The organism is Haladaptatus sp. DYSN1 (assembly GCF_029489995.1).
Lineage (GTDB): Archaea > Halobacteriota > Halobacteria > Halobacteriales > Halococcaceae > QDMS2.
On record NZ_CP120470.1, the window covers coordinates 26,654 to 42,699 of the forward strand.

Sequence of the window (16,046 nt, forward strand, 5' to 3'; positions counted from 1 at the left end):
GGATTCCTCCCACGTTCACAAGAGTACAGCTCTTGTGCAGCCCATCAGAACGGCTCTGCCGTTCTGAGGACGGCTAAAGCCGTGGGCTTCCTCCTTGTATTTCTGTGAGTGGGGAATCGGGCGGGCACACGCTGTGGGTGAAAGTGGCCGTTAGTAATCGGCCGGAACCTGCTGGTCGACCCAGTAGAGGTACTGCTTGTCGCGCGTCGAGAGCGACTGCGCCTGCGACGCGGAGTAACCCTGGGGGACGTACTGCTCGAAGTTCGGCTCTTCTGAAATGGCGTTCGGGAAGAACAACTGCGAGCCGTTCGCGGTGTAGTTCTCGATCATCGACTGGCCCTGAGGGCTCGTGAGGAATCCAATGTACGCCATCGCGGCCTGGTAGTTCACGTCCTCGTACTTTGCGGGGTTTACGGCCATCACGCCGTAGGGGTTTTTCAGGATGACCGGTCCACCCTTGAGCGGCCCCTGGACGTGGATGACGAGGTCGATGTCGCTCTGCATCGAGAGGTACGTCCCCCGGTCTGCGAGCGTGTAGGCACCCGTCTGGTCTGCCTGGATGAGCGTATCACCCATCCCTTTCCCGACTTCGCGGTACCACCCACCGCTCGGTTCGACGCCGGCCTCCTCCCAGATGATGCGTTCTTTCTTGTGCGTGCCGGAATCGTCACCCCGCGAGACGAACACGGCTTCAGACTCGGCGATGGTCGAGAACGCTTCCGTGGCGCTCCCCATTCCGTTGATGCCAGCGGGGTCGTCCTCGGGGCCGACGACGACGAAGTCGTTGAACATCACGTCGCGGCGGTTGACGCCGAACCCGTCCTGCATGAACTCGTCTTCTGCGTTCCGGGCGTGGACGAGGATGACGTCCGCGTCCCCATCACGGGCGGTTCGGAGACTCGCACCCGTCCCCTTCGGGAGGGTCTTTATCGTCACACCGAAGTTCTTCTCGAAGGTCGGGTGAATCGCGTCGAGGAGGCCCGTGTCGTACGTGCTCGTCGTCGTCGCGAGGACGAGTTCGCCGTCGCCAATTTGCCCGGACTGCGCGGGCGTCTGTTGGTTGTTCGCCGCGTCGTTGCCATCGGAGTCGAGACAGCCACTGAGCCCGAGAAGCGCGCCCGCGCCCGTCGCCTGGAGGAACCGTCGTCGTTGCATCCTGAGCGTATCGATGGCGGTACCCGCATTAAATCTTGATGAAGCGGAATAACCAAATTCGGTTTCATTGTGTGGAAAACGTTTGGAGATGAGGTTACTGAGAAGAATGAAGCCAATCGAGCGCTACGACCCACACAATGGCGATTGGGCACGCCGAGCGGACCCATCCGGCACTCAAATTCACGACGAACGAGCTGACTGGTGCGTTAGGAGATTCGATTACGGCCCTCCCGCTCATCGTCGCGATTGGAACGCTCACAGAAGCGTCGCTCGCCCACATTCTGCTCTTCTTCGGGCTGTTTCAGGTCGTCTGGGGCGTCCGCTACGGACTTCCCCTCTCGGTCGAACCGATGAAGGCACTCGCCGGACTCGCGATCGCCGGCGCAATCACCCACGGCGAACTCGTCGCCGCGGGCCTGCTGGCCGGAGGAATCTTGCTCGTCGCGGGGCGACTGGGAACGCTCTCTCGACTTTCCGAAAGCGTGGGATTACCGGTCATCCGAGGCGTACAACTCGCCGTCGCCCTCCTGCTCGCCCAGACCGGTCTCTCCCTTGGTGTCGGTGACCCAGCCATCGCCGTCGGCGGCGTGGCACTCGTCGGCGTCGTCGCGCTCTTCGGATACACGCAGGCGAGTGCGCTCGTCGTGCTCGGAGTCGGGGTTTTCGTGGCCCTCTCACAGACGCCGTTTACTGTTTCCGTTCCCTCGCTGGCACTATTCCCGGCCGGGCCACCCACGCTCTCGCTCGCCGCAACGGAGGGCCTCGCCGGCCAGTTAGCGATGACCGTCGGCAACGCCGCCGTCGCCACCTCGCTCCTGCTCTCCGACCTCTTCGACCGCGACGTGTCCGCAGACCGCCTCGCCGGCAGCATGGGCTCGATGAACCTGCTCGCCGTCCCGCTCGGCGGCCTTCCGATGTGCCACGGCAGCGGCGGCCTCGCCGGCAAGTACGCCTTCGGTGCGCGAACCGGCGGCGCGAACGTCATCCTCGGCGTCCTCTACGGGCTTGCGGCACTCGTGGCGGGCGTGCTCGTTGGCTTCCCGATGGCGCTGCTCGGCGTCCTTCTCGTCGTGGTCGCCCTCCAGCTGGGTCGCGTCTCGCTCGAATCAGACCACCTGCCGGTCACCATCGCGGTGGGCCTGCTCGGCCTCGTCTTCGGCGTGGGCGTCGCCTTCGTCGTCGGCCTCGCTGGCTGGTGGCTTCTCTCCCGGCGCGCGTAACGGTTTTCGCCCGCGCCCTGCAACCTGCGAGCATGACCTGGGCCGACCTGTTCGAGCGTGCGGCGCGTCACGAAACCACCGAACGAGCGGTGCGAGACGCCCTCACCGAGGTGCGCGATGAGTAACCCCAACCCCGCACGCGTGGTCGCCGACGCGGACGTGTTGGCCGCGGACCTGCTCGTCGGCGGCCCCGCCCGCGAGGCGCTCGACCACGTTCGCCGCCACTCGTGGGTCGAACTGGTGGCCTCAGACGAGTTGCTCGACGACGCAGAAGCCGTCATCACCCGACTCGCGGACGCCGAACTCGCCGCAGACTGGCGCGCGAAAATCGAGACCCTCCGAGTGCGCGTCGAACATCCGCCACAAGACCACCCCGCGCTCGCCTCGGCCTACCACGGGCAGGCCGCCCACATCCTCTCGTTCGACGAAGGCTTCCGGAGCGCGAAGGCTGGCGTGGCCATGCAAAAACGCGTGAAAACGAGCGTCAAGCACCCCGACGCCTTCGCAAAACTGTTCGACCCCGAATCGCTCTACGACGTGGTCGGCGGCGGCGAGTATCCCGGCCCGGACCGCGACCCGCGTGCGTAGACTGGGGCAGGCAACCCTCGACGCTCGCGCCTATTCCGGAACGCCCGGATTCCACTCGCCGTCGGTGCTGAACCACTCGGCGAACTTCGCCAGCGCCCGCCCGCGGTGGCTAATCGAGTTTTTCGTCTCCACGTCCATCTCCGCGAGCGTCGTCCCGTTGTGCTCGAAGATTGGGTCGTAGCCAAAGCCACCCTCACCGCGGGGCGCGACGATGCGCCCACGAACGCTCCCCTCGAACGTCTCCGCCCGTTCGCCGTCGTAGTAAGCGACCACGGAGCGGAATCGAGCGCGGCGATTGTCCTCCATCTCAGTGAGGTTCCAGACCCGCTCGACGCCGACGGTGTCCTCGACGTACGCCGAGTACGGGCCGGGAAAGCCGCCGAGTGCGTCGATGAACAGTCCCGAATCGTCTACGATGATGGGGTCGTCGCCGTCGAGGTGGTCGAACGCCTCTCGTGCGCCGTGGAGCGCGATTTCGGCTAAACTGTCGCTCTGGATTTCGGTGTAGTCGAAGTCGGCCTGTGCGAGTGGTTCCGTGAGGTAGGTTTCTGCCTCGCGGACCTTCCCCTCGTTGCCTGTGACGAACCGGAGCATATCCAAGTGGGCGTGGGCGGGGGAAAATAGCCTGTCGAATGTCGATGCCGGGCGGAAAAACGAGTCGCGCTCAGTCGACGATGACCTCGACCGGCCCCTCGTCCGGCAGGTCTTCTTTCTCGACGACCTTGTTGCGCTCCTGGTAGAGCAGTGCGCCGACGACGCCGAGGACGATCCACGACCGCCAGTTGGCGAGGTTCAGGGTGTAGCCGATGCCGAAGGGCTTCTCGACGAGCATCTCGTCGCCTGGCTGCCAGTACGACTGCAGCATGCGCTTCAGGCTCGGGCGTTCGAAGTTGTACGGAATCCCCAGTATCTCTCCGGACGATGGTTTGTCAGCCATACGAACGCATACGAAGGGGAGGGTTAAGGAATTAGTGGCTTTCCTGATACCGCCCGCGACCCTCGATTTCCCGGAGTTGGCGCAGGACGCGCTCGTCGCCCGCCTCGCGATAGCCGGCCTCTACCGCGTCGCGCAGCGGTTCTGGGTCGCTCGCCGTCCCCGTCAGACTCTGGTGGAAGACGTGGAGGTCCATCGCGTAGTCCTCGACGTGGTCGGTGTAGAACCCGAGGCCGAAGTCGATGAGGTAGGTGAACTCGCCGACGCGGACGTTGCGTGTCGTCGGGTCGCCGTGGACGAATCCCGCCCGATGGAGCGCGGCGAGGTGGCGGCCCACGTCCCGAACGCGCGCGGCGGTGAGGTCCGCACTCAAATCCTTCTCGCCGACGAATTCGAGCGTGAGCGCGCCCTCGCGGACGTCCACGTCGTAGACGACGGGCGTCGGGACGCCGTGTTTTCGCGCCTCGCTGAACAGACGCGCCTCCTGAACGGTGCGAGTCTTGCGGAGGTGGGCGTCCAACTCGGGATGGCGATACGTCTTGGGCAGGCGGCGTTTCACGACCTGGTTACCTTCGACGGTGACGGTGGCCTCCGCGCCGACCAGTTCACGTCCGGCCTCGCCAACGACGGCGACGCTCTCGTCCTCGCGCCAGGTGACGGGCACCTGGTCCGGGCGGAAGTCGGGGTTGACCGCCGACTCCGCGACGGCGATGGTGTCGCCTGCTTGCGCCATCGTCGCGCCGAGCACCGCAATCATGCCGGCGTTGTCGCGCAGGAAGCGCGGTTCGGGGGCGTAGAAGTCAGCGTCCCGCTCCTCGCACATCGTCCGCAACATCTCCTGAAGGCGGGCGTTCTGGGCGACCCCACCCCCGAGGACGAGTTCGTCGCTTCCGGTGAGCGAGAGCGCGCGCTCTGCGACTTCGGTGAGCATCCCGAAGATGTTCTCTTGCAGCGAGAAACAGACGTCCTCGACAGACGCGCCGTCGTCGTAGGCCTGTTTGGCCGCACTCATGATGCCGGAAAACGAGAAGTCCATTCCCTTGACGACGTAGGGCAGGTCGATGAGTTCCCCGCCCTCGGCGTACTTTTCGACTTTCGGGCCGCCGGGATGCGACCAGCCGACGTGCCGAGAGAACTTGTCGATTGCGTTGCCGACGCCGGTGTCCATCGTCTCGCCGAGCACCTGATAGCGCCCGTTGTGGAAGCCGAGGAGGTGGGCGTTCGCGCCGCTCGCGTTCAGACAGACCGGCGAGTCGAATCCCGACTGGTGGCGGCCGATTTCCAGGTGAGCCACCATGTGGTTGACGCCGACGAGCGGAACGTCGAGTGCCTGTGCGAGCGACCGGGCGGCCGTACCGACGATTCTGAGACACGGGCCGAGTCCCGGTCCCCGAGAGAAGGCGACGTAGTTGACGGGGCCCGCTGCCTCGTCAAGGACCTCGGAGACGACGCGAGGGATGGCACTGGCCATGTGTTCTGCGGCCTCGCGCGGGTGAATCCCACCCGTCGCTGGTTGGTAGGGGTCTGAGACGATAACAGTTGAATCGGTCTCGGTGTCGTGAATCGCCGCGCTCGCCGCCCACGCGGTCCCCTCGATACCGAGTACGCGCATCCCCTATTTCCACTCGGTGTAGCCACAGCGGCCGCAGTGGAAGCGGTCACTGTGCTCTGCGAGGAATGCGTCGCCACACTCTGGGCACATCTCGCGGTCGGTCGTGCCGTCTTCGTTGTAGAGTTCGTGACGGGCCATCTACGCTTCCTCCGCCTCGGCGTCTGCGTCCTCGCCGTCTGCGAGAATCTTGTTGCGTTCTAGCATGTGCTTCTGTTCGACCTCACGGGCGAACTCGGAGCTGTCGTAGACCTTCGCGACGCCGCGGGTCTTGCGCATGCCGAACTTCGTGTCCATCTTGCGGACGACGACTTCCGAGGCGTCTTTGTTCAGTTTCGCGGCGAGGCTGTCGCGGACCGAAAGGCGCGACGGCGTGGCCTCGTCGTGGATGATTTCGAAGCGAACGTCCGTTCGGTGAAGCATCGGATTTTCCGATTCTTCGAGGATGGTAATGTCCATGGTAACTCAGTTACAGGGATTTGGCGGCGAACCGGCTAAAAGGATTTCGAAGGGACTGGCGGCCTATTCTGCGTCAACGCCGAGGGCTGTCCACGCCGCTTCGTGGTCGCCCGCCATCGCTTCGAGCAGCGAAAACATGCGATGGCGGACCTCCGGCGTCACGGTGACGAGCACCATGCCCGCGTCGGGTTGGCCGTAAACCACGCTTGCCCCCTCCGGGGCGGCGACGATGGCCGGCAGCGTCGCGAGGTCCTCTTCGCCCTCGACGACGATGACGACGGTCTCCGGCGCGTCAATGGCCTCCCGCAGCACCGAGAGCAACTCCTCGGTGAGCGTCGCGGCCGGGTTGACCGACGTGAGACGACGGTCGTATCCGCCGATGGCCTCGGAGATGGCCTCGTCTACGGCTTTGCGCTTGGTCTTGCCGTCGATGACGGCCACGTCGGGGACGACGCCCGCCTGCGTCAGGTGGTAGGTGACGATGTCGCCGACGGCGATAATCGGGCGGCCTGCCTGCTGGAGGAGTTCGTCCGGGTCGGTAAACAGCGGTCCGAGCGGGTCTTTGAACGCCGACCGCAAATCGTCGGGGAGCGTGAGGACGGCGTCGTCGGTCACTATCGAACCTTCAGTGCGTAGGCGCCGGGCGAGGTGACGCCCATCTCTTTGGCGATGTCGCTCTTCTCGGGATGGGCGATGACGACGTAGCCCGCCCAGTCCTCGGTGAGGCTCGTAGACCCACAGTCCGGACAGACGTCACCGTCCGAGACTTCGAGGACGCGGTGGCAGTCGCGACACACTTTGCGCTTTTTCGCCATGTCTACTCACCCGCGGCGGCCTGCCGGCGTTCGCGTTCCTCTTTCAGCCAGCCGTGTTTGCCGAGGCCGACCTGCTTGGCCGTGAGGCCGATTTTGCTGTCGCGTGGGTTGCGCTCGTCGATGCTCTTCGTGACGATGCGGGCGCGAACCGAGTCGCCCACGCCGAGGGCGCGGTTGGACTCGCGGGAGGCGAGTTGCTGCCCCTCCTCGTCGAACGCGAGGTATTCGTCTGAAATCTGTGAGACGTGGAGCAGCCCGTCCACGGGACCGATGCCGACGAACGCGCCGAAGTTGACGACTTCGACGACTTCGCCGTCTACGACTTCCTGCATCTGTGGGTCGTAGGTGAGGGCGTCGAAATCCGCTTCGTAGTAGACGCCGGGCTTGTTCGGGATGACCGCGCCGTCGCCGATTTCGTGGACCTTCGTCACGCTGACGATGCTGCCCACGTCTTCGTCCATCCGCCCTTCGAGTTTGTCCTGTAACAGCTGCTTTACCAGTTGTGGAGACACGTCCGCGAGGTGCTTCGGTGGCACCTCGACTGTGTCCTTGAGTCTGACCCGTTTGTACATACTTATGGTCGAGTGATTGCCAGTTTGTTCCGGCCCCTTATACCAATTACTGGTACGCCAGCGGCCAGCAACCGCCGTTTCAGGGGTCCGTCGTTCGTGACGACGTAGTCGCACTCACCGTCGTCGGCGAGTTCGACGATCGCGTCGTCCGCATACGATGCATCGTGTGTGAGGGTGCGACAGCGCTCGCGGGCGAGGTCCGCTCCGACGCTCGCGGCGACCGCCTCGCGACTCGCGCCCGCAGCGAGTTTCTCCAACTCGGCTACGACCGCTTCGGGTGTCACGAGGTCGACCACGCCGAGCAACCGGTCGAGTTCGTCGAACACGCGCACGTCGAGTTCGACCGGCATCATCAGGGCGTTCGCGTCCATGAGCACCGTCACCGCCATCCTACTCCGTAATCGTGCCGACGCCGATGAGTCGCCAGCGCGCGCCGACACGGCGGTTGATGGCGACTTTCGCGCCTGCTGCGGCGCAGACCGGGCGCTTTAAGCGAACTTCACATTCGCCGTCTCGGGCGCTCGTGACGGCACCGACGGTGGTGGCCGTCCCGACCGTCATCATGAGCGGTTCGCCGGTCGAAATCTCGTCGACGGTGTCCTCGTCGTCGCCGACGACGCGGTCTAAGAGGTCCACCGTCATCTCGAAGGCTTCACGCGTCGGTGGCAGCGACCCTGGTGGCCCTGCAATCTGGCCGGCGAGTCCGTCGCCTTTCGTGAGGCTTGGGTCGAGGCCAGTACCGACGCCGAGCAGGCCACCGGGCGTGGCCGAATCGACCGACTGCCCACCCGCCTGGATGGAACGGACGTTCGTCGTAATCGGTCGCCACTCGGTCTTGCCGCCCTCTTCGACCTCGCGGCCGGGGCGGATTTCGATGTCCTGGTCGGTTTCGAGACCGCCCGCGACGAGCGACCCGCCGATGACGCCACCGGTCAGGTTCTCCCAGGTCGTCCCCGGGCGGTTGATGTCGAAACTGCGGGCGATGTGCAGTCGGGCATCGTCGCTCGGGTCGCGATCTGGGGTCGGAATCTCCTCTTCGATGGCCTGGATGAGCAGGTCTAAGTTGACCTCCTGTTGGGCGCTGATGGGGACGACGGGAGCGTCCTCTGCGACCGTGCCCTTCGTGAACTCTTTTATCTGCTTGTAGTTCTCGCGGGCCTGCTCTGCGTCGACGAGGTCGACCTTGTTTTGGGCGATGACGATGTTGTCGATGCCGATGATGTCGAGGGCCATCAGGTGCTCTTCGGTCTGTGCCTGTGGCACGGGCGAGGTGGCGCTCACGAGCAACACCGCGCCGTCCATGATGGCTGCTCCGGAGAGCATCGTCGCCATGAGCGTCTCGTGGCCGGGCGCGTCCACGAACGAGACGGTGCGAAGCGGTTCGCTCTCCGTGCCGTCTTCGCACTCTTCGTCGACGGTGTAACACGCCGGCGCTTCGACACCGGGACACTTGCGGAACGTCGCGTCGGCGTAGCCGAGGCGGATGGAGATACCGCGTTTCATCTCCTCCGAGTGCTGGTCCGTCCACTCCCCCGAGAGCGCTCGCACGAGCGTCGTCTTTCCGTGGTCGACGTGACCGACGAGTCCGATGTTCACCTCCGGTTGTTGATGTTTCCCTGTCATTTCGAGAGTAATCTTACAGAGTAGTCACCCCGAGCGACGCATAAACCTACTGTTCTCGCCCCACACCCCGCGCGAGGGCGGCCCAGAGCGCCCCTCCGCCTGCTGTGGGTTTTTCCAGGCCTACTGAAGATTCCTTCAGGGAAGGGCTTAGCCCCCTCGCGGCATACAGGAGGTATGTCTTCACATCCCACGCCGGGCGATGCACCCGTCGTGCCACTCTCGGCGACGCCGAAAACCGCGCCCGCAGAGGTGTTCGCCGTCATCTCGAACGAGACGCGGCTGGCCATCTTAGAGGCGCTGTGGGCCGCAGAGATGCGACCCGTGACGTTCTCGGACCTGCATCGCGCGGTCGGCATGAAGGATTCGGCGCAGTTCAACTACCACCTGCGCCAGTTGCTCGACCGCTTCGTCAAGAAATCGGACGACGGCTACGACCTCACGTTCGCCGGCAAGCGCGTGATGCGCACCCTCATCTCGGGGATGTTCACCGACGACGTGAGCATCGACGCGTTCCCGCTCCCCGGAACGTGCGTCTCCTGTGGCGAGACGCTCGTGGCGACCTACGAGCGCGAACACTTGACTGTGGCCTGTCCGGCCTGCGACCGCGTGCACAGCGCCTACCCCTACCCGCCAGCGGGCATCTACGGGCGCACCCGCGACGAGTTGATGGCGGGCTACAATCGGTGGGTGCGCCACCTCTACGGCCTCGCCGCCAACGGCGTCTGCCCCGAGTGTGGCAGTTCGATGGGCTCGAAAATCGTCGATGGCGAACACTGCCTGCCGGAACTCGAAATCGCCGTGAGCCACCGCTGCGTCCAGTGCGACGCGAGCGCCATCGCCGCCGTCGGGATGACCCTGCTCGACCAGCCCGACGTGGTGAGTTTCTACCGCGACCACGGCATCGACCTCAGAACCATTCCCTACTGGGAACTGCCGTGGTGCGTCGGCGACGAGCACACGACCGTCATCCAGGACGACCCGTGGATGGCACGCGTCGACATCAGCCTCGAAGCCGAGGAACTGCGCGTCACCCTCGACGACACCTTCGACGTCGTCGCCGTCGAGCGGGCGAAGTCCTACCGGCGCGAGTAATTATCCGATTTTCGACAGAAACAGACTTCAGTATCGTCGCTTACAGAAATGTAATTCAGATTACTCTTTTTAACCCCGAACGCCTCCGTTCACCTGTCCATGAAGACCGACACTCGCACCCTGTCTGCCGCACAGTACGCCTACCGCAGACCCGCTCGAACGGCCGCAGAGCGCCTCAGCGAGTACCTCCGCGCTGGGGTCATCCTACTCGCCATCGCCACCGCCCTCGCGGTCCTGACCGTGGGTGTCAGTTCGCTCCTCCCCGGCCCCGCGCTGTTCGTCCTCGGGATGGTCGGCCTCGTGAGCGCCCTCGTGCTCGTCCCGTTCGCGGCCATCAAACTCGTCGTTTCGGCGGTCGAGACGTAATCACAAAAGCATACTAAATTTTTTTCACTGAACCTTTTTGCAGGAAGGTCACAACTGTTACCACAATGAAGGAATCCTCTATCCAGGACTGTGAGGAGTGTCTCGCCCCTGCCGACGCGTTCTCCACCATCGCAAACGAGACGCGCCTCGCCATCCTGGAGGCGCTCTGGACGGCTCCCGAGCGGCCCGTCAGTTTCTCGGAACTCCGGCGGTCGGTCGGGATGCGCGACTCCGCGCAATTCAACTACCACCTCGGCAAGCTGACCGGTCACTTCGTGAAGAAAACCGACGACGGCTACGACTTCCGCCACGCGGGCAAGAAGGTCGTCCGCGCCGTCCTCGAAGGCTCGTTCAACGAGGATCCGGAACTACCCTCGTTCGGGATTTCCGGGTCGTGTGCCGACTGCGGCGGCGGGCTACAGGCCGCCTATGCCGACGAACAAATCACCATCGACTGCACCGTCTGCGGGCGATTTCACTCTCGCTACTCCTTCCCGCCGGGCGGCCTGAACGACCGCACCCGCGAAGAGATCATGGCCGCGTTCAACCAGCGCGTGCGCCACCTCCACTGTCTCGCTGCCGACGGCGTCTGCCCCGAGTGTACCGGGCGGATGGAGACCACCCTCAGACGGGCCGAGGACGCCGACTTCGCGGGCGAGGTCTGCGTCGAGCTGACCTGCGCGCAGTGCAACCACCAGATTAGCTCTGCGGTGGGGCTGAAACTGCTCGACCAGTCGGACGTGGTTACCTTCCATCGAAATCACGGCATCGACCTCTGTGCGACGCCGTACTGGGAGTTCGACTGGTGCGTCTCCGACAACCACACCACCATCGTCTCCGAAGACCCGTGGTCGATTCAGGTCACGATTCCGCTCGACGACGAGGAACTGCGCGTCACCCTCGACGGCGACCTGCGCGTGACGGACGTAGAGACGTTCCCCGCCACCGCACCCGCCGACTCGCGGACGACCGCCTGAACTATCACATTTCTTCCAGAAACGCAGTTCAGTCCACCCGTTTACAGAAATGTAATTCAGGAATCATATAAGGTGCCGTGGCTCCTTTCTTTATCTGAGGAAGAAGCCCATGGCTGCAACCAACCCGCACCTGTCATCCGCCGCCCGACTCGGCCCGAGAACGCCCACTGACGCCGCCGCAGACGCACTCGTCACGCTGCTGTTCGTGACCCTCGCGTTCGCGGCACTCGCCGCGCTCGCGGTGGCGGCGACGGCCCTCCTGCCCGCACCAGCCCTGTTCGTGGCGCTGTGGGTCGGTGGCGTCGCCGGCTTGCTTGCGCTCCCGTTCGCCGTGGGGTCGCTCCTCACCCGGTGAGGGAAACAGTTCTGTAACCCGGCGCGCAACCCACTGACATGGCATTCGACGCGGCCCGGGTTACGACCGTCACCTTCGATTCGTACAGTACAATTGTCGACGTAGACGCCGCAGAGCAGGCGCTCGCGGACCGGGTTGCGGACCCCGAACCCGTTTCTAAATTGTGGCGCGCGCGCTCCATCGAGTACACGATGGTCGCGAACTTCGTTGACGCCTACCAGCCCTTCTACGAGATGAACCGCGACGCCCTCCAGTACGCCTTAGACGTCCACGGCGTGGACATCTCCACCGACGAGCGCGACGAAATCCTCGCCGTCTACCACGAACTCGACGTGTTCGACGACGTGCGCGACGGGATAGAGCGCCTGCAAGACGGCGGCTACGACTGCTACGTCGTCTCGAATGGAAACCCCGAGATGCTCGACTCGATGGTGAAACACGCCGGAATCACGGACCTCCTCGCCGACACGATTTCAGCCCACGAGGTAGAGACGTTCAAGCCGGACGCCGAGATTTATCGCCACGCGGCGGGGCGGACGGGAACCCCGATAAAAGAGATCGCCCACGTTTCGGCCGGCTGGTTCGACGTGATGGGCGCACAGCACGCCGGGATGCAAGGCGTGTGGGTGGATAGGAAGGGCACGCCCTACGAGACGTTCGGCGGAGAGCCTGACCTGACGATTGAGACGTTTTACGACCTGGCTGACGAGCTGGGTGTTTAGGAGGGTCGAAGTTGCTCGGGAGAAGTTCGTGAGTGGTCCAAGACCGCACGAATCACGAGCCACAATGAGAGATAGCATGCCTGCCCTCCCCCGGGTCGCGCGACGAGACGCGCTTCCCGGCCCGTAGAGCGGGGAGGCAAACCACGTGGGTGGGACTGAAAGGGGCCGACTTCTCGGCGAGCGAAGCGCGCAGCGAGGTGCAGCCGTCGAGAAGTCGGGGGCTTTCGAGGTGTTGGAAGCCCCGTGTGACACAGCTCCAGAATACCCACACAAAACTCCATCTAGCACGAGGTTTTTCAGCCACCAACACCACCCTTCATACGTGTCTGAATTCGCGTTCGAGGTGGCCCTGTGCGCCCAGCTCGAGCGCGAGCGAGCGCAAATTATCGCCCGCCAACTGGGCGCGAGCGTCCACGGGCGGCGCATCATGGACATCGTCTGCGTCCAACCCGGCCCCGAGTTCGACGCCCGGGCGTCGATTACACCCCACGAGATTCCCGACGCGGCCATCGAGAGCAGTGCGGGCGTCGGGCAGGCCAAATACTACCGCAACTGCTTCGATATGCACCCAGAGCGGGCACGGAGCGTCGCAGAGCGCGCCATCGACATCGGTTTCTTCGAGCGCGTGCGCCGGGGGTCACGCCTCTACGTCCGCCAGACGGCGCGCTATCCCGACGACTGGTTCGGGAAGGTCGTCGGCATCGAGAACAAACCAGACCTCTCCGTGCCGGGCGATTTGGAACTCCAGTTGCGAAAAGACGTCTCTCTCGGCGTGTTCGACGAGGTGATTCTCGCCACTGAATCCTACGTGACACGGGCGCACCTGAACCGCATCCCCGCAGAAGTCGGTGTCTGGCGGTTTCGACCCGAAACGGGGGGGCTCGAAGTCGTGCGGGAACCGACCCCGCTTGACCCGTCTGCGTCGGGCGTAGACATCGTCGACGAGTTCGCCGGGCGGACCGACATGCGCGTCGCGACGCCCGAAGAAAAGGCCCGACTCCGCCGCCGGATGGCCGAGCGCGCGTATGGCAAAGGCTGGCGAAGTTTCGACCTTCCGGCGTGTGTCCACGGGGCGACGACGGTGGTTGCAGGAGCCGATGGCATCCCCTACTGCGAGTGGAAAGATGCAATCGTCAATCCGGCAGAAGCGTGCGGGCCGGCGTGTCCCGGCTACGAACCGGCCGACCCGCCCGCAGTAGACATCACAGCCATCCGCGACGGGCGGACACCGTGGGTCGCGAACCCGAGTGGCCCGCGAAAACAGAGCGGCCTCGACCGATTTCTATAGCTGATACTGCTCGCCGTCTACGGCGAGCGGGTCTTCGAACGCTTCTTCGACGGGATAGTAGTGGGCGATGTGCACGAGGCGAGTGATTGAGGCGTTCAGTTCCTCGCCGAGAGCAATCGCGCCTTCGCGAGTCATGTGTTTCGTCCCGAAGGTTCGGGCGGTGCCATCTGCGTCGTGGTGGCTTCCGCCGGCGGGGTGGTACTCGGAGAGGTGGCCCGGGACGATGCCGTCGGCGAGCAGGAGGTCCGGGTTTTTGAGCAGTTCTCGTGAGTCGTCGGGCAGTTCGAAGCTCGTATCACCGGAAATCGAGAGTTTCGCGCCGGTCTCCGGGTCTTTGACGGTGAGTCCGTAGCAGAGCAGCGGCGGGTGGTCAACCGGCACGAGCGTCACGTCGAGGCCGCAAATCCTCCGAGTTTCGAACGGCGAGAAGTCGCAGACGGTGATGGCGCTCAGGTAGTCGAATTTGTCCCGAATCGTTTCGGCGACGCTCTCGCCGGTGACTGGGTCCGTCTCGTCTGCGGCGTACACGGGGAGGTCAGAGAGCAGGCGATAGACGTTGCCGAGGCCGTCGACGTGGTCGAAGTGGATGTGGGTGATGAGCGCCGCGTCGGGGAGCGGCACGTCGTTCGTGAGAAACTGGTGGCGAAAGTCGGGGCTCACATCGACGAGCAGCGTCTCCTCGGTGCGTTCGTTGTGAATGTGGACGGAAAATCGGCTGCGGTGGACGCCACGCTCCCGGGCTTCGACGCAGGTGTCACAGTCGCAGTTCGGCGTGGGCGTCCCCGTCGTGTCACCCGTCCCGAGGAGCGTGACCTGCATCAGTCGTGACTGTGGTCGTGATCGTGGTCGTCGTGGTCGTGATCGTGGCCGTCGTCGGAGCCGCCGGGCAAGTCGCTCCCGCCCGCGATGAGCGCGTCGTGGTCGCCGTTCATCATGTCCAGGTCCTTCAGCGTATCACGTTCCTCGAAGTCGGTAATCGCGTCGAGAAGGTCCTGCTGGGTGAGCACCATCCGCTCTTCGGTGAGTGCTTCGAGCACGGCTTCGCGCATCACGAGACGAAGGTCGCTGCCGGTCAGCCCCTCGGTGAGGTCTGCAACTTCGCCGGGGTCGAAATCCACGATTTCCATGTTCCGGGTGATGACCCAGAGAATGTCAGAGCGCATCTGGTGGTCCGGCTTCGGGAAGTTGACGATTTCGTCGAAGCGTCGCCACGCCGCCGCGTCGAGTTGGTCGGGGTGGTTCGTCGCCCCAATGAGAAGTACGTCGTCCTGCACCAGGCTGATGTTGTCGATGGACTTGAGCAGGGTGTTCACGGCGCGCTTGATGGCCGCGTGCTCGTCCGACGCGCGGGTTTTCGCCACGAAGTCGAACTCGTCCATGAACAGGATACACGGCGAGAGGCGTTTTGCGACCTCGAACGTTTTCTCGACGTTCTTTGCCGTCTCACCGAGATACTGGCTCGTAATCATCGACAGTTTCACCTCGACGAACGGCAGGTCGAGTTCGTGGGCGAGAGCGCGTGCCGTCGTCGTCTTCCCGGTTCCGGGCGGGCCGACATAGAGGAGTTTCCCGATTTCGCGGAGGCCAATCTGGGCGAGGTAGTCGCGATGCTCGATGGCCTTCATGATTTTCAGAATCTCGCCCTCCTGGTCCTCGGTGAGGACGAGGTCGTCTAAGCTCATCTCGATTTCCTCGGGCGCGAGCACGTCCACGAGGTCGAGCATCTCCTCTTCTTCCTCGCTGTCGAAGTACTCCTCTAACAGGCTGTCAATCCAGACGCGGTCGGCACGCAGTGGTCGATTCTCGGCGCGAGCGCGGTCGTAATCGAGGTCCTCGACTTCCTCGGCGAAGGCGGCGGTGAGCGTCGGGACGCCCATGATGCGCTCTGGGTCGGCACGGTCGAGATACCACTGCTTCGCGAGGTCGGCCTCGGTGAGTTTGATGACCTGATTGAAGTCGTCGAAGTCCGTGAACATCAACCCCGAGACGGCTTCCCAGGGGTGTTCGACGCCCGTGGCCGCGGCGGCCTTCTTCGTGGTCGAGGGAAGCGGTCGTTCGATGCCATCCTCGCCCCAGAAAACCCGGCGATATCGGGGCGGCAGGTCGTTCTCATCGCGGTCGCGGTCTTGGTTGTAGAGATGTGTCGTCAACAAGAACTCAACGACGTCAAGCTCCGGGCTGCTCATTCTCGGGGGAATAAGAGTGGGAGTGGCATAAGACCGTCGAACAGGCCGAATAAACTCTCGGTGCTAGCCATGTGGGTTCGAGTGG

Annotated in this window: 21 protein-coding genes; 8 read left to right on the forward strand and 13 right to left on the reverse strand. The window is 64.1% G+C overall.

The features are described from left to right. Positions 1-150: 150 nt before the first annotated feature. Positions 151-1,155, reverse strand: coding sequence for a substrate-binding domain-containing protein (locus tag P0648_RS00155; RefSeq protein WP_277504787.1), 1,005 nt, complete (start codon positions 1,153-1,155; stop codon positions 151-153). A gap of 137 nt (positions 1,156-1,292) precedes the next feature. Between P0648_RS00155 and P0648_RS00160 the strand changes: the two genes are divergently transcribed. Both P0648_RS00160 and P0648_RS00165 read left to right on the forward strand, forming a co-directional pair. Then, positions 1,293-2,375, forward strand: a complete 1,083-nt coding sequence (locus P0648_RS00160; protein WP_277504788.1) for a putative sulfate/molybdate transporter — start codon at positions 1,293-1,295, stop codon at positions 2,373-2,375. A 117-nt stretch (positions 2,376-2,492) separates the two neighbouring features. Beyond that, positions 2,493-2,963 carry a hypothetical protein gene (locus tag P0648_RS00165; protein ID WP_277504789.1) on the forward strand — a complete coding sequence of 157 codons (471 nt, stop codon included), beginning with the start codon at positions 2,493-2,495 and terminating at the stop codon, positions 2,961-2,963. Positions 2,964-2,993: 30 nt separating this feature from the next. Here P0648_RS00165 and rdgB read toward each other — a convergent pair whose 3' ends face one another. The 10 genes from rdgB to P0648_RS00215 all read right to left on the reverse strand — a co-directional run bounded on the left by rdgB (position 2,994) and on the right by P0648_RS00215 (position 8,975). After that, the gene (gene rdgB, locus P0648_RS00170; protein WP_277504811.1) at positions 2,994-3,557 is read right to left on the reverse strand and encodes an RdgB/HAM1 family non-canonical purine NTP pyrophosphatase; all 564 of its coding nucleotides are present in this window, start codon (positions 3,555-3,557) and stop codon (positions 2,994-2,996) included. Positions 3,558-3,627: 70 nt separating this feature from the next. Then, on the reverse strand, positions 3,628-3,900 hold the full coding sequence (locus tag P0648_RS00175) for a DUF5808 domain-containing protein (protein WP_276246271.1): 273 nt from the start codon (positions 3,898-3,900) through the stop codon (positions 3,628-3,630). 31 nt (positions 3,901-3,931) lie between these two features. Beyond that, positions 3,932-5,509, reverse strand: coding sequence for a bifunctional N(6)-L-threonylcarbamoyladenine synthase/serine/threonine protein kinase (locus tag P0648_RS00180; RefSeq protein WP_277504790.1), 1,578 nt, complete (start codon positions 5,507-5,509; stop codon positions 3,932-3,934). A 3-nt stretch (positions 5,510-5,512) separates the two neighbouring features. Then, on the reverse strand, positions 5,513-5,647 hold the full coding sequence (locus tag P0648_RS00185) for a 30S ribosomal protein S27ae (RefSeq protein WP_276246269.1): 135 nt from the start codon (positions 5,645-5,647) through the stop codon (positions 5,513-5,515). Further along, positions 5,648-5,965, reverse strand: coding sequence for a 30S ribosomal protein S24e (locus P0648_RS00190; RefSeq protein ID WP_276246268.1), 318 nt, complete (start codon positions 5,963-5,965; stop codon positions 5,648-5,650). 63 nt (positions 5,966-6,028) lie between these two features. Beyond that, entirely contained in the window at positions 6,029-6,580 is a 552-nt protein-coding gene (locus P0648_RS00195; protein WP_277504791.1) for a GTP-dependent dephospho-CoA kinase family protein, read from the reverse strand. Next, a complete protein-coding gene (gene spt4, locus P0648_RS00200) occupies positions 6,580-6,780 on the reverse strand; it encodes a transcription elongation factor subunit Spt4 (protein WP_276246266.1) in 201 nt (66 codons plus the stop codon). Before spt4 ends, P0648_RS00195 begins: the two co-directional genes overlap by 1 nt. Positions 6,781-6,782: 2 nt before the next feature. Beyond that, positions 6,783-7,352 carry a DNA-directed RNA polymerase gene (locus P0648_RS00205; protein WP_276246265.1) on the reverse strand — a complete coding sequence of 190 codons (570 nt, stop codon included), beginning with the start codon at positions 7,350-7,352 and terminating at the stop codon, positions 6,783-6,785. A 2-nt stretch (positions 7,353-7,354) separates the two neighbouring features. Then, positions 7,355-7,723, reverse strand: coding sequence for a twitching motility protein PilT (locus P0648_RS00210; protein WP_369685074.1), 369 nt, complete (start codon positions 7,721-7,723; stop codon positions 7,355-7,357). A gap of 19 nt (positions 7,724-7,742) precedes the next feature. Next, positions 7,743-8,975 (reverse strand): translation initiation factor IF-2 subunit gamma, encoded by a 1,233-nt coding sequence (locus P0648_RS00215; RefSeq protein WP_276246263.1) that lies wholly within the window; start codon positions 8,973-8,975, stop codon positions 7,743-7,745. Positions 8,976-9,149: 174 nt separating this feature from the next. On the opposite strand from P0648_RS00215, the gene P0648_RS00220 reads away from it, so the two are divergent. The 6 genes from P0648_RS00220 to P0648_RS00245 all read left to right on the forward strand — a co-directional run bounded on the left by P0648_RS00220 (position 9,150) and on the right by P0648_RS00245 (position 13,775). Continuing rightward, complete coding sequence (locus P0648_RS00220) at positions 9,150-10,067, forward strand: helix-turn-helix transcriptional regulator (RefSeq protein WP_277504795.1); 918 nt, start codon at positions 9,150-9,152, stop codon at positions 10,065-10,067. Between the two features lie 99 nt (positions 10,068-10,166). Further along, positions 10,167-10,433 carry a hypothetical protein gene (locus tag P0648_RS00225; RefSeq protein ID WP_277504796.1) on the forward strand — a complete coding sequence of 89 codons (267 nt, stop codon included), beginning with the start codon at positions 10,167-10,169 and terminating at the stop codon, positions 10,431-10,433. Between the two features lie 65 nt (positions 10,434-10,498). Beyond that, complete coding sequence (locus P0648_RS00230; RefSeq protein ID WP_277504797.1) at positions 10,499-11,410, forward strand: helix-turn-helix domain-containing protein; 912 nt, start codon at positions 10,499-10,501, stop codon at positions 11,408-11,410. A 109-nt stretch (positions 11,411-11,519) separates the two neighbouring features. Beyond that, the gene (locus P0648_RS00235; protein WP_276246259.1) at positions 11,520-11,765 is read left to right on the forward strand and encodes a hypothetical protein; all 246 of its coding nucleotides are present in this window, start codon (positions 11,520-11,522) and stop codon (positions 11,763-11,765) included. A 38-nt stretch (positions 11,766-11,803) separates the two neighbouring features. Then, positions 11,804-12,487, forward strand: coding sequence for a haloacid dehalogenase type II (locus P0648_RS00240; RefSeq protein WP_276246258.1), 684 nt, complete (start codon positions 11,804-11,806; stop codon positions 12,485-12,487). 322 nt (positions 12,488-12,809) lie between these two features. Continuing rightward, a complete protein-coding gene (locus tag P0648_RS00245; protein WP_276246257.1) occupies positions 12,810-13,775 on the forward strand; it encodes a DUF5787 family protein in 966 nt (321 codons plus the stop codon). On the opposite strand, the gene P0648_RS00250 is transcribed toward P0648_RS00245, so the two are convergent. Together P0648_RS00250 and P0648_RS00255 are read right to left on the reverse strand one after the other, a co-directional pair. Then, a complete protein-coding gene (locus tag P0648_RS00250) occupies positions 13,770-14,594 on the reverse strand; it encodes an MBL fold metallo-hydrolase (protein WP_277504799.1) in 825 nt (274 codons plus the stop codon). The genes P0648_RS00245 and P0648_RS00250 overlap by 6 nt on opposite strands. Further along, a complete protein-coding gene (locus P0648_RS00255; RefSeq protein ID WP_276246255.1) occupies positions 14,594-15,961 on the reverse strand; it encodes an ATP-binding protein in 1,368 nt (455 codons plus the stop codon). Before P0648_RS00255 ends, P0648_RS00250 begins: the two co-directional genes overlap by 1 nt. Positions 15,962-16,046: the final 85 nt, after the last annotated feature.

Bases quoted from the DNA above. Each gene is read 5' to 3' on its own strand.
- P0648_RS00190 (WP_276246268.1), bottom strand. From the start codon at position 5,965: ATGGACATTACCATCCTCGAAGAATCGGAAAATCCGATGCTTCACCGA.
- P0648_RS00180 (WP_277504790.1), bottom strand. From the start codon at position 5,509: ATGCGCGTACTCGGTATCGAGGGGACCGCGTGGGCGGCGAGCGCGGCG.
- P0648_RS00215 (WP_276246263.1), bottom strand. From the start codon at position 8,975: ATGACAGGGAAACATCAACAACCGGAGGTGAACATCGGACTCGTCGGT.
- rdgB (WP_277504811.1), bottom strand. From the start codon at position 3,557: ATGCTCCGGTTCGTCACAGGCAACGAGGGGAAGGTCCGCGAGGCAGAA.
- P0648_RS00210 (WP_369685074.1), bottom strand. From the start codon at position 7,723: ATGGACGCGAACGCCCTGATGATGCCGGTCGAACTCGACGTGCGCGTG.
- P0648_RS00165 (WP_277504789.1), top strand. From the start codon at position 2,493: ATGAGTAACCCCAACCCCGCACGCGTGGTCGCCGACGCGGACGTGTTG.
- spt4 (WP_276246266.1), bottom strand. From the start codon at position 6,780: ATGGCGAAAAAGCGCAAAGTGTGTCGCGACTGCCACCGCGTCCTCGAA.
- P0648_RS00240 (WP_276246258.1), top strand. From the start codon at position 11,804: ATGGCATTCGACGCGGCCCGGGTTACGACCGTCACCTTCGATTCGTAC.
- P0648_RS00255 (WP_276246255.1), bottom strand. From the start codon at position 15,961: ATGAGCAGCCCGGAGCTTGACGTCGTTGAGTTCTTGTTGACGACACAT.
- P0648_RS00155 (WP_277504787.1), bottom strand. From the start codon at position 1,155: ATGCAACGACGACGGTTCCTCCAGGCGACGGGCGCGGGCGCGCTTCTC.
- P0648_RS00235 (WP_276246259.1), top strand. From the start codon at position 11,520: ATGGCTGCAACCAACCCGCACCTGTCATCCGCCGCCCGACTCGGCCCG.
- P0648_RS00225 (WP_277504796.1), top strand. From the start codon at position 10,167: ATGAAGACCGACACTCGCACCCTGTCTGCCGCACAGTACGCCTACCGC.
- P0648_RS00160 (WP_277504788.1), top strand. From the start codon at position 1,293: ATGGCGATTGGGCACGCCGAGCGGACCCATCCGGCACTCAAATTCACG.
- P0648_RS00250 (WP_277504799.1), bottom strand. From the start codon at position 14,594: ATGCAGGTCACGCTCCTCGGGACGGGTGACACGACGGGGACGCCCACG.
- P0648_RS00175 (WP_276246271.1), bottom strand. From the start codon at position 3,900: ATGGCTGACAAACCATCGTCCGGAGAGATACTGGGGATTCCGTACAAC.
- P0648_RS00185 (WP_276246269.1), bottom strand. From the start codon at position 5,647: ATGGCCCGTCACGAACTCTACAACGAAGACGGCACGACCGACCGCGAG.
- P0648_RS00205 (WP_276246265.1), bottom strand. From the start codon at position 7,352: ATGTACAAACGGGTCAGACTCAAGGACACAGTCGAGGTGCCACCGAAG.
- P0648_RS00220 (WP_277504795.1), top strand. From the start codon at position 9,150: ATGTCTTCACATCCCACGCCGGGCGATGCACCCGTCGTGCCACTCTCG.
- P0648_RS00230 (WP_277504797.1), top strand. From the start codon at position 10,499: ATGAAGGAATCCTCTATCCAGGACTGTGAGGAGTGTCTCGCCCCTGCC.